Origin of the sequence: Acinetobacter kanungonis (assembly GCF_009939195.1) — a bacterium.
GTDB classification, from domain to species: Bacteria; Pseudomonadota; Gammaproteobacteria; order Pseudomonadales; family Moraxellaceae; genus Acinetobacter; species Acinetobacter kanungonis.
On sequence record NZ_JAACKC010000005.1, the window covers coordinates 18,249 to 29,922 of the forward strand.

12 protein-coding genes and 1 riboswitch are annotated in these 11,674 nt (G+C 40.9%); of the genes, 6 read left to right on the forward strand and 6 right to left on the reverse strand.

Going from position 1 to position 11,674, the window contains the following annotated elements:
* The first annotated feature begins 35 nt into the window (after window positions 1–35).
* The 5 genes from eno to GWK51_RS10965 all read left to right on the forward strand — a co-directional run bounded on the left by eno (window position 36) and on the right by GWK51_RS10965 (window position 5,372).
* A complete protein-coding gene (eno, locus tag GWK51_RS10945) occupies window positions 36–1,325 on the forward strand; it encodes a phosphopyruvate hydratase (protein ID WP_161933729.1) in 1,290 nt (429 codons plus the stop codon).
* Window positions 1,326–1,342: 17 nt separating this feature from the next.
* The gene (gene ftsB / locus GWK51_RS10950) at window positions 1,343–1,744 is read left to right on the forward strand and encodes a cell division protein FtsB (RefSeq protein ID WP_142768865.1); all 402 of its coding nucleotides are present in this window, start codon (window positions 1,343–1,345) and stop codon (window positions 1,742–1,744) included.
* Window positions 1,698–2,426 carry a 2-C-methyl-D-erythritol 4-phosphate cytidylyltransferase gene (ispD, locus tag GWK51_RS10955; RefSeq protein WP_407925978.1) on the forward strand — a complete coding sequence of 243 codons (729 nt, stop codon included), beginning with the start codon at window positions 1,698–1,700 and terminating at the stop codon, window positions 2,424–2,426. Before ftsB ends, ispD begins: the two co-directional genes overlap by 47 nt.
* Before the next feature lie 125 nt (window positions 2,427–2,551).
* Window positions 2,552–3,688 carry a rod shape-determining protein RodA gene (gene rodA / locus GWK51_RS10960; protein ID WP_161933731.1) on the forward strand — a complete coding sequence of 379 codons (1,137 nt, stop codon included), beginning with the start codon at window positions 2,552–2,554 and terminating at the stop codon, window positions 3,686–3,688.
* Window positions 3,689–3,894: 206 nt separating this feature from the next.
* Window positions 3,895–3,985: riboswitch (glycine riboswitch) on the forward strand.
* Window positions 3,986–4,127: 142 nt separating this feature from the next.
* Entirely contained in the window at window positions 4,128–5,372 is a 1,245-nt protein-coding gene (locus tag GWK51_RS10965; RefSeq protein ID WP_161933732.1) for a D-amino acid dehydrogenase, read from the forward strand.
* A gap of 68 nt (window positions 5,373–5,440) precedes the next feature.
* Here GWK51_RS10965 and GWK51_RS10970 read toward each other — a convergent pair whose 3' ends face one another.
* Window positions 5,441–6,091 carry an A1S_1983 family putative colistin resistance protein gene (locus tag GWK51_RS10970; protein ID WP_161933733.1) on the reverse strand — a complete coding sequence of 217 codons (651 nt, stop codon included), beginning with the start codon at window positions 6,089–6,091 and terminating at the stop codon, window positions 5,441–5,443.
* Between the two features lie 101 nt (window positions 6,092–6,192).
* Between GWK51_RS10970 and ispF the strand changes: the two genes are divergently transcribed.
* Complete coding sequence (ispF, locus tag GWK51_RS10975) at window positions 6,193–6,684, forward strand: 2-C-methyl-D-erythritol 2,4-cyclodiphosphate synthase (RefSeq protein WP_100240687.1); 492 nt, start codon at window positions 6,193–6,195, stop codon at window positions 6,682–6,684.
* Here ispF and GWK51_RS10980 read toward each other — a convergent pair.
* From GWK51_RS10980 to GWK51_RS11000, 5 genes are all read right to left on the reverse strand, one after another.
* Window positions 6,672–7,196, reverse strand: coding sequence for a protein tyrosine phosphatase family protein (locus GWK51_RS10980; RefSeq protein WP_100240688.1), 525 nt, complete (start codon window positions 7,194–7,196; stop codon window positions 6,672–6,674). The two genes, ispF and GWK51_RS10980, sit on opposite strands and share 13 nt — an antisense overlap.
* A 60-nt stretch (window positions 7,197–7,256) precedes the next feature.
* Entirely contained in the window at window positions 7,257–8,348 is a 1,092-nt protein-coding gene (locus GWK51_RS10985; protein WP_216071758.1) for a 3-deoxy-7-phosphoheptulonate synthase, read from the reverse strand.
* 126 nt (window positions 8,349–8,474) lie between these two features.
* Window positions 8,475–9,365 carry a sulfite exporter TauE/SafE family protein gene (locus GWK51_RS10990; RefSeq protein ID WP_161933735.1) on the reverse strand — a complete coding sequence of 297 codons (891 nt, stop codon included), beginning with the start codon at window positions 9,363–9,365 and terminating at the stop codon, window positions 8,475–8,477.
* 425 nt (window positions 9,366–9,790) lie between these two features.
* A complete protein-coding gene (locus GWK51_RS10995; RefSeq protein ID WP_161933736.1) occupies window positions 9,791–11,347 on the reverse strand; it encodes a PepSY-associated TM helix domain-containing protein in 1,557 nt (518 codons plus the stop codon).
* Between the two features lie 3 nt (window positions 11,348–11,350).
* A complete protein-coding gene (locus GWK51_RS11000; protein WP_161933737.1) occupies window positions 11,351–11,644 on the reverse strand; it encodes a hypothetical protein in 294 nt (97 codons plus the stop codon).
* Window positions 11,645–11,674 lie beyond the last annotated feature (30 nt).

Below are 11,674 nucleotides of genomic sequence, written 5' to 3' on the forward strand. Positions count from 1 at the left end.
AGGCATCTCGTTATTAATCAACTGAGGAATTATTCATGAGCCAAATCGTTGACATTCGTGCACGTGAAATTTTGGACTCTCGTGGTAACCCAACCATCGAAGCAGACGTTATCCTAGAATCTGGTGTTGTAGGTCGTGCATGTGCACCTTCTGGTGCTTCAACTGGTTCTCGTGAAGCTTTAGAACTTCGTGATGGCGACAAAGCGCGCTATTTGGGTAAAGGTGTTAAAAATGCGGTTAACAACGTAAACACTTTAATCCGTGACGCTTTAGTGGGTAAATCAGTATTTGAGCAAAAAGACATCGATAACACGATGATCGCGCTTGATGGTACTGAAAACAAAGAAAAACTAGGTGCTAACGCAACGCTAGCTGTTTCTTTGGCTGCTGCACGTGCTGCTGCGACTGAAAAGAAAATTCCTCTTTTCCAATACATCGCAGATTTACGTGGTCAAACAAGTTTGAGCATGCCTGTACCAATGATGAACATCATCAATGGTGGTTCACACGCAGACAACAACGTTGATATCCAAGAGTTCATGATTGAGCCAGTTGGTTTCACTTCATTTGCTGAAGCATTACGTGCGGGCGCTGAAATCTTCCATTCTCTAAAATCAGTTTTAAACAAAAAAGGTTTAAACACTGCTGTTGGTGATGAGGGTGGTTTTGCGCCGAACTTGCGTTCAAACGAAGAAGCAATCACGGTTATTCTTGAAGCTATTGGTCAAACTGGTTACAAAGCTGGTTCTGATATTATGCTTGCGCTTGATTGTGCATCTTCAGAATTCTACAAAAATGGTCAATATATCCTTGCTGGTGAAGGCAATAAAGCATTTACAAGCAACCAGTTCTCTGACTATTTGGCAGGTCTTGTAAACCAATATCCAATTATCTCTATTGAAGATGGTTTGGATGAGTCTGACTGGGAAGGTTGGTCTTACTTGACTTCAATCCTTGGTGACAAAATCCAATTGGTTGGTGACGATTTATTCGTAACGAATCCTAAGATTTTACAACGTGGTATTGACCAGAAAGTAGGTAACTCTATTCTGATTAAGTACAACCAAATTGGTACTTTGACTGAAACTTTAGATGCAATCTACCTTGCTAAAGCAAATGGTTACTCAACTGTAATCTCTCACCGTTCTGGTGAAACTGAAGATTCTACCATTGCGGATCTTGCAGTAGGTACAGCGGCTGGTCAAATCAAGACGGGTTCACTTTGCCGTTCTGACCGTGTTGCAAAATATAACCAATTGCTTCGTATTGAAGAGTTGACTAACGCGATCTATCGCGGTAAAGCTGAGTTCAAAGGTTTGAACTAAGCGATTGAATGCTATCTATGTTAAATGTATTTGACTCCGTTGCGAGTAAATTACTATTGGGCCTTGCGATCGTACTGATCGCAGGGTTTCAGTATTTATTCTGGTTTGGTGAAGGTGGTTATCACGATCATCAGCAACTGACCCAAAAAATCCAACAACAAACAGAAATTAATGATGAGCTAAAAGAACGTAATCGTGTCTTAGCCGCAGAAGTTTATGATTTAAAAAATGGTGTTGAAGCCATAGAAGAACATGCACGTTTAGATTTGGGTTTGATTAAACCACGTGAAACCTTTGTGCAAATGAGTACCATTAGTACGCAATACAAACCGATTTATATTGACCCAAACGCCAAAACAGATTTACGTACAAATGAAGACGACAATCCCATCCCACCAGAGCCAGTCAATGCACAATAAGCTTTGGGTGGTGATTCCTGCTGCTGGTTCTGGACGTCGTTTTTCTCAGTCTGAATTAAAACAATATCAATTGCTTGATCATAAAACCGTGCTTGAACATACTGTGGAGCGATTAAACGGTCTGGCTTTAGCAGGTTACGTACTTGCTATAGCACCAGATGATGATGTGATTTCAACTTTAGCCTTAGCTGCCGCAGAAAAAGCCCATTTTTGTGCTGGTGGTAAAGAGCGCGTTGACTCAGTTCTGAATGCTTTGAACCATCTTACACAAATCGCAGATGCAAATGATTGGGTGTTGGTGCATGATGCTGCACGTCCGTGTGTTACCTTAGATGCCTTGCACGCATTGGTAAATAAAGCAGTTGAAACTGATCAAGCGGCCATTCTTGCGATTCCTGTGCGAGATACGCTAAAGCTAGTACAAACGCAAGATTTGATCAGTAATACGGTTAGCCGTGAGTCTTTGTGGCAAGCACAAACGCCGCAGATGGCGAAATTGGGGGTTTTAAAGCAGGCAATTGAGCAGGCACTACAAAACCACCAAGTGATTACCGATGAAGCCAGTGCACTTGAATATGCAGGGCATCCGGTCAATGTGGTGCAAGGGCGTTCAGATAATATCAAAATTACCTATCCCGATGATTTGCAGCTGGCGCGTTTAATTACCCGTTCACAAGCATAATGTTTGGGTTTTAATACCCCAGTAGAGTGCGTTTACGAAATAAATGCGCTGAACATGGAATTAAGCATTCACTCTGCTGCACTTTAAATTTATACTCTGCTCTTTTAGCTGTATTGCCTCTCAAGATGATACCTTCTCAACAGTATCGTTTCTTACGCCAATCCCTGCGTGATGGTCGAAGTATTAAGGACGATTCCTCCAAATGGCACCGTTTGCATTTAGATCCTTGGTTATTAGGACTGTTGATCATTAACTCGATTATTGGTCTGATGGCGGTTTATAGCGCCACGGCTGAAGATATGAGTATGGTGCTACGTCAAGCAACCAGTTTTGGTGTGGGCTTTATTCTGTTGTTTATCTGTGCGCAGATTCCACCCAAGGTTTATCAAGCCACCAGTCCATATTTCTATTTGATTTCAATTGTGCTATTGGTTCTAGTGCTGGTGATAGGTGATACACGCTTAGGGGCAAAACGTTGGTTGACAGTGCCCGGCATTGGCAGTGTGCAACCGAGTGAATTCATGAAGTTTGCTATGCCACTCATGATGGCGTGGTATTTTGCCAGAAAGCCATTTCCACCCAAATTGATTCATATTTTGGGGGCACTGGTCATTATGTTCGTGCCATTTGTGCTGGTGGCATTGCAGCCCGATTTGTCCATTGGTTTGATTATTCCAGGGATTTTTGTGCTGTTTTTAAGTGGTATGTCATGGCGCCTGATTTTGGGAGCATTTGCTGCATTAGCGGTTGCAGCGCCTGTGCTGTGGATATATGTACTACAGACGTATCAAAAGAAACGGGTGTTGACGTTATTTGACCCTGAATCTGACGCGCTCGGTGCAGGCTGGAATATTATTCAGTCCAAAATTGCGATTGGTTCTGGTGGATTGATGGGCAAGGGCTATCTGGAAGGAACCCAATCACATTTAGGATATTTACCTGAACATCATACGGACTTTATTTTATCGACCTACTCGGAAGAGTTCGGATTCTTAGGAGTCATGTTCCTATTTGCACTTTATGCCGCGATTATTTTCCGCTGTATGATGATTGGTCTGAATTCGTTCCATAACTATGGTCGTCTGTTGGCTAGTGCGATTGGTTTAACCTTCTTTTTCTTCGTTTTTCTAAACTCAGGCATGATCAGTGGGATTTTACCTGTCACAGGTGATCCATTGCCTTTAATGAGTTATGGCGGTACCGCGGTGATTGCGCTGCTGGCTGGCATGGGTATTGTGATGTCGGTACATACGCACCGTTAGGATACATTGGCCCCGAAAGGGGCTTTTTTTATACTTTGACATAATTTTTTATCGTTAGTACATTAAAATTTCAACATCATAATAGTTCTATAAATATATAAATTTGAATTGAAATAAATGAAATTATGCTGCTTTAGCATAATACTGCATTAAATTTGTGTATTTTGCACTCGCAAATGGTATATATATTGCTCATATTATAAGAAGCAATTATTGCAGGAGAGAAGCACACTGAATGTGCTCGCCGAAGGAGCAACGACCCCGGAAACTCTCAGGCAGAAGGACTGTAATAATTTCAAAATCTGGAGAGAAGTGCATAAAGATAAAAAGGGCACTCACCGAAGGGGATGGTTATATATTCAATATGACCGAAGCTCTCAGGTACCAATGACAGATGGGGCATAACACAAGGAATGCATGCATTTCGAAGGAGTGCTTTATGCCACACATTATTGTTATTGGCTCTGGAATCACTGGGGTAACCTCAGCCTATGAACTTTCTCAATTGGGCTATGATGTGACCGTGATTGATAAACATCTTTATCCTGCGATGGAAACCTCTTTTGCCAATGGTGGTCAGCTCTCAGCATGTAATGCGGAAGTATGGAACCAAAAATCGACAGTGTTAAAAGGCATTAAATGGATGACACGCAAAGATGCTCCACTACTCTTGAATCCTTCTTTTGATGTGCATAAATATGCATGGTTAGTTGAGTTCTTAGGCAACATTAAGCATTATGAGGAAAATACCCGCGATACGGTGAAATTGGCACTGATGGCGCGTAAACGTCTTTTTGATATTGCAGAACAAGAGCAGATTCAGTTTGATTTGGAAAAACGCGGGATTCTGCATTTTTACCATAATCAGGCCGATTATGAGGTCGCAACACGCGTGAATGAGTTGCTGCGTACAGGTGGTTTAGAACGTCATGCGGTTACATCAGAAGAAATCAAGCAGATTGAGCCAAGTCTGACAGGAGACTACTATGGTGGTTTTTATTGTCCAGGTGATGCTACAGGTGATATTCATAAATTCACAACTGGACTTGCCAAAGTCACTGAAAGATATGGGGTGAAATATCGGTTTGGTTTAGAAGTAACTGATGTACAGCATCATGAAAAAGGCGTGACTGTCGTCTGTAAAGCCAGTACCGAGAATATGAATGCCGAAGCGCAAGCAACTGAATATTTTGAAGCTGATGCTGTCGTGGTGTGTGGTGGGGTTGGTAGTTATCAATTGGCGCATTTACTGGGAGATAAAGTGAATGTGTATCCAGTAAAAGGTTATTCCATCACCATCAATTTGGAGGATGAGCAGAGTGTGCAGCATGCACCATGGGTGAGTTTACTCGATGAAAGTGCCAAGATTGTGACTTCACGTCTTGGGGCAAGCCGCTTAAGAATTGCGGGTACAGCTGAGTTCAATGGCTATAACCGTGATATTCGGGCTGATCGGATTCAACCCTTGGTGGATTGGGCAAATAAGAATTTTGATATTTCGACTGAGAGTGTGGTGCCTTGGGCAGGCTTACGTCCAATGATGCCAAATATGATGCCGATAGTGCGTCGTGGTCGACGTGAACGGGTATTTTATAATACAGGGCATGGACATTTAGGTTGGACATTGTCAGCAGCTACAGCAGTCATGATTAGTCATGAGATTGCTTCGGCTTATCCTGCTTAACTTAATGTCCATATAGTAAAAAAGCACAGAGTTTTCTGTGCTTTTTTATTCTATAAAATTTGAGTGGATTAATCATAAAGACGATATACGCCAGTGAAACGCTCACAGCCTTTTTGCTGGGTTTTAACTGTTAAAATCGCTTTGTTAAAATCAAACTGATATTTACAGTCATGTTCATTATCTACAATATTTTGCTTTTTTTCGGGTGTGGTATACGCTAAGAATGGGACGGTTTGAGTGTCTTTCTTGTTGTTTGGATTGCGGTAGGCAATACCTTCAATCTTAATGCTGTCTTTGCTGAGTTGATGCACTTGTAAGTGAATCGGATGCTTCGCCAGTTTACCGTGCTCAACTTTTAAATAATGCTGAGTCAAACTCTGATTGAGTGAAGTATAGAAATTCAAATCATCTGTGCGCAGTTCAAATTGCTGATTAAAACAAGATTCAGTTTTACATTGTTGCACACGTTTCAGCCAGATACTGTGTGTATCATCCAACAGTCGTAAAGGTGCATCACTAATCAGAAAAGCGGTTAAATATTGATTTTTGAGTTTTTTGCGTTGTTGATCAAAAGCACTCGAACACATCGTTTTCATTGCCGAATTGTCTGGTGCACTGCAATCAATTTCTTGTGCATAGCTCAGGCTACTGTATATACAGCCGAGACCAATGAAAGATGCTATAGTTTTAAAGAATTTAATGTCTGTATTCAACAACATGATGACTTATACTTTCACAACACTGTGCTGGTGTAACTATAACGAAGTCGAAACACTGAATACAAGATTTCAAACATTTATTTCTGAGGGAGCATAATTTAATGGTCGCACATATTCGAATTGGTCAGGGAATGGATGTTCACGCTTTTGAAGAGGGCGAATTTGTTACTTTGGCAGGGGTGAAAATTCCACATACACATGGTTTAAAAGCACATTCAGATGGAGATGTGGTTTTGCATGCACTGTGTGATGCCTTATTGGGGGCGCTGGCACTGGGAGATATTGGTCAACACTTTCCAGACACAGACCCTGAATTTAAAGGAGCGGATAGCCGTGTATTGTTGAAACACGTATATCAGTTAATTTTAGATCGTGGTTATGTGTTAAATAATGCGGATATGACCGTGGCATGCGAACGCCCGAAACTGGCAAAACATAATTTAGAAATGCGCCAATCTATTGCCGATGTGTTAGATGTGGATGTTACTCAAATTAGTATTAAAGCAACAACCACAGAAAAATTAGGTTTTACTGGCCGTCAGGAAGGAATTCTAGCAACTGCAACGGTGTTGATTAGTCATCAAGCAAAATGACCTGCACTCATAAGCGATTGTTGTAATTCTTTGGTAGCTTTACGACCTTGCAGTTGTAAGGCTACCGCATGAATCAAGCCCGTCCAAGTTTCATTGGGTTCCCAAACTGTATGTAACAGGTCCTGAGCCGTGGCAATGTCCATATCCATATAGTATTGGCGATATAAGTACATCAGGCTGCTGACACGCAGGTTTTTAGCACAATGTACCCAAACCATCTGTTCTTGCACCAAGTGATCCAACATATCCAGTACCAGCATACATTGCTCATCAGATGGGGTATCCCAAAGAATTGGAATGTGAATGTAATTCAAACCCAATTCCAAGCACACACGATCTTCATGCGGCAGATGATTGTCTGCATCATTCAAAGCAAGGTTAATCACAGTTGTGATGCCATATTCTTTGATCAGCTTTAATTGTTCAATGGTCGGTTGCCCTGAACTAAATAAATGTTCATGGATAAACTGGAAATGGTCAATGTGACTTAAGGCGTTTTCAAGTTGATTCATAACGGTGACTTTATTTGGCAGTAAAACAAAACGCCATCCTGTAGGATGGCGCTTGAAGGCTTAGCGGTTTGGTAATACGTCTTTCAAAGCTTCATGCATATCAAGCAATACTTTTTCAGTGGTATCCCAGTCAATACAGCCATCTGTAACTGACTTACCATATTCTAAATCATCGAGGTTTTCAGGGATATCCTGACGACCACCTTTTAAATGGCTTTCAACCATAATACCAACGATTGATTTATTGCCATCCAAAATCTGTTCTGTAATGTTTTTCAGAACGAGAGGTTGTAGGAACGGGTCTTTGTTTGAGTTGGCATGACTGGTGTCAATCATGATTTTAGTGCTGACTTTAGCTTTGGCTAAAGCATTTTCAGCTTCAGCAACTGAGCCAGCATCATAGTTCGGCTTGCCATTACCACCGCGTAATACCACATGTGCATATGGGTTACCGCTGGTGCGAATGACAGATACTTGACCGTGTTCATTCAGACCTAAGAAGTTGTGACCATGTTTTACTGACTGCATCGCATTGGTTGCAACTGTTAAGCCACCATCTGTACCATTTTTGAAGCCTACAGGTGAAGATAGACCTGAAGACATTTCACGGTGGGTCTGGCTTTCTGTGGTACGTGCACCAATCGCAGACCAAGAAATTAAATCTTGATAATACTGAGGTGAGTTAGGATCAAGTGCTTCAGTTGCACAAGGCAAACCTTTTTCATTCAATTCCAACAGTAATTGACGACCAATACGCAGACCTTTTTCAATATTGAACGAGTCGTTCATGTCTGGATCGTTAATTAAGCCTTTCCAACCTACGGTCGTACGTGGTTTTTCAAAATACACGCGCATGACGATATAAAGGGTATCTTTAACTTTTTCGCTCAAGACTTTTAAGCGATCAGCATAATCGTGTGCAGCAACGACGTCGTGAATAGAACAAGGACCAATTACGACAAACAGACGCTTATCTTTACCATCTAAAATATTGCGAATTGTTTCGCGACCTTTAAGTACAGTTTGGTAGGCATGCTCAGTTAATGGCAATTCTTTTTTTAGTTCTGCTGGAGTTACTAAAGGTTGAATGCTTTTCACATTTACGTCGTCAATGTCTGATTGAGTAATAGGGGTTGGCTGTTGTGTATTCATTGCTGTCACTAGATCGATCATACAAGAGTTTTTTTAGTTGCCTGAATATAACACGATTTAATCAGTCTTTTGCTATACAAAAGACCAATAAAAGCGTGAAAAAAACCGATTATTCGCATATATAAATTAAACACTGCGTGATTTTTCAACAGTATAAATTATCGCTGTAGTCGGTTTTTGTACAGATTTGGCTTTAACTGGGTGAATCATGAAGTTCATACCCAGTGCAAATAAGGTGATACCTAAAATTTTACGGATAATTTTTTCTGGTAAATGCGAGCTGATGAGCGTACCCACAATAATCGCTGGAATAGAGCCGACCAATAACCAACCCAATAGGGCGAAATCGACATTACCTGAGCTCATGTGACCTAGGCCTGCGACCAAGGTCAGCAATACGGCATGCACAACGTCTGAACCGATAATACGAATCATCGGTAAATTCGGGAACATAATGACCAGAGCCATAATGCCGAAAGCACCTGCACCGACTGAAGATAAAGTCACAAAGATGCCCAGTATCACACCCATGAGAATAATATAGGCACGTTTATCTTTGGCTTGGAAATTCACTTTTTCCAAATCTTCACTCATGTCTAACTGTTCATCTTTACGGAATTTATTGAAAAAGCGTTCAATATGTCCACGGAAGATGATAGAGACACCAGTCAGGGTCAGCATAAAGCCCAATACCATGGTAAGTACGGCTTTGTAGCTTGCAGATTGGCTAAGATAGTTCTCAAGAACCCAATGTGTGGCAAAAGAAGCGGGGATACTGCCGACCGCGAGCCAAATCACAATGGGCCAAACAATATTCATTTTTTTTGCATGCACCATCGAACCACAAAATTTGGAGATTGATGCATAGAGAAGATCGGTTCCGATGGCGATGTGAGGTTCAATCTTGAACAGACTAATCAGAATAGGGGTCATCAGAGAACCACCACCTACACCTGTAATGCCTACACAGAACCCAACTAAAACACCTGCAAGAATATATTCAACAGAACCAAACATGAATAGAAGCCAAATATGATAAACCACGCATATGTTATGACTTTTTGAGATAAGTGTTTGTCTTGATAAATGATTTACTTATGCAAAAAAACGCTAAAGCTTTTAAGATTAGGATGAGTCAAAACATTAAGAACGATGCTTTTGTGGTTTATCTATCTTTCTTAAATTATTGATTAATAATATTAAAAGTAAAATAACAGGACTGGCGAATAACCACCAACTAATGAAACCAATTGAAATACCAAATATTGCTATGAAAATTGCAGCTGCAATAAGAAAAAGAATATAGGCGATGCTGCGGCTATATTGGGGGTAATGCGTCAAGAAGTACCATTGGGATAGCTTGGTTTTTTCAATCTGTTTGCTACTGAGTAAATGTAAACACCACATCCCAAGCAGAATGCATATCATGCCGAAGAAGATCATCATGATGCATTCACCTCATGAGTAGTAGAAACTTTCTTACTTAGCTTTTGTGTTGCCTTGAGCTGGATTGGATGAATATTCTTAAAAATAAAAAATGCGAAGAATGCTAAAAGTAAAATAAACAGATCAATTCTTAAAAATGACCAATAGCTATAGAAGTCATGGATATAGTGATGCTGTAGTAGATAAATGAAATCATAAATCACCAGACTGGTCGCAACGAAGCATAAACTTACAAGTTGTGAGCGCCACAGCCATTGTTTAGGTGTACACAGTGTAATTACAAGGCTTAAGCCCCAAGTGCTAAAAAACGCATAAATTTCATAATTTGGTGTGTCTGATGTCATCGTTACAATGCGATTGGTCATTAGGTAGACTAGCATTGCCGTAGGCAGACCGACAAAAGTCGTGATGTTGAAACGATCAACAAGATAATGTCCCAAATGGAACTGACCTGATTTATTTTGTAATTGGCGTTTCAGGCTCCAGAGTAATAGGCCTGAGGCAATCATGCAACAGCCAAGCAAGCCTGAAAAAAAGAAGGCAAGGCGTAAAGCAGGCTGTGCAAAGGTCGCCATATGCAAGCCATACACGCCAAAATTTAAAGTTGCAATTGCACTGTCATTACGTGTGTTTTGAATAACTGCTGCATCTGTTCCAGTGAGAGTGATCTGTGGTTGATTGCCTGTAATGGTAGAGTCTTGTAATTGAGAGAAGGTATAAAGTGATTGATTGCTATTCGGGTTTTGTACTGTGATTGAGCGGAGTGGTTGTTGTCCCCATTGTTGCTCAACCGTATGCAGCAATTGGGCCATGCTCAAGTCGGTTTGAGCGACAGGAGTCGTATTTTGCTGAATCACCTGTGTTCTAATTTCAGTGAAATATTGATAAGGATTATCTGGATAGAGTGTTTTCATTCCCCATGGAAAATATAAATAGAAAAAAATGGCTAGACCCGTAAAGGTAATCATCAAGAAAAATGGCAGAGCAATCACTGAGCTTACATTATGAAAATCGAGCCAAGACCGTTGTGATTTAAAGGTTCTTAACGTAAAAAAGTCTGTGAAAATTTTCTTATGGGTGATGATGCCTGAGATCAGAGCAATCAGCATGATAAAAGCAGCAAAGCAGACCGCAAGTCTCCCAATATTCACAGGCAAACCAAACAGTTGATAATGAAAACGATAGAAAAAATCACCGCCTTCTGTTGCTGAAAGACTGAGTTCTTTCCCAGAATTCGCATCCAGCGTTTTACTTTCATAACTACCATCTGCTTTTTGCCAGTAAATGGTATTCACAGGTGATTCAGGCGTGGCGATGCCAATAAACCAAGATTTAGCATCCGCAGCATGGGTTTGCAAATAAGTCGTAGCAGATTGAATGGCCGTCTGTTGCTGAATGTCGTATTGAGCCAGTTGAGGCTGCATCCATAAATTCACTTCATGGCGATAATAAGAAGCTGTTCCCATCAGGAAAATCGCAAAAATCACCCAGCCCAGTAGTAAGCCTGTCCAAGAGTGCAACCATGCCATCGATTGTCGAATACTTTTATGCATGAATTAGCGCATTCCTAGAAAGAGTAAAAATACACAGCCAAATATTCCGCAACTTATTAAGGTCAGTCGAAGTAATGATTGAATACAAAAACTGGTGATGACATAGCCAGCATAGAAGAACAGGCTGATAAAAGCAGCCAAATAGATGGCTTCCGCTTTGGCTAGCTGATGATTCAGCAAATAAGTTAAGTCTAGACTGAGTAGCGAAGCACAAATAAACCCCATGACAAAAGCGACTACAAAGCGGTAAAGCACTTGTAGGCGATAGGTAGAAGTAATGGATTGCGCTTTACTCATAAATTTGACCAATATGGAAATACAGAAAAG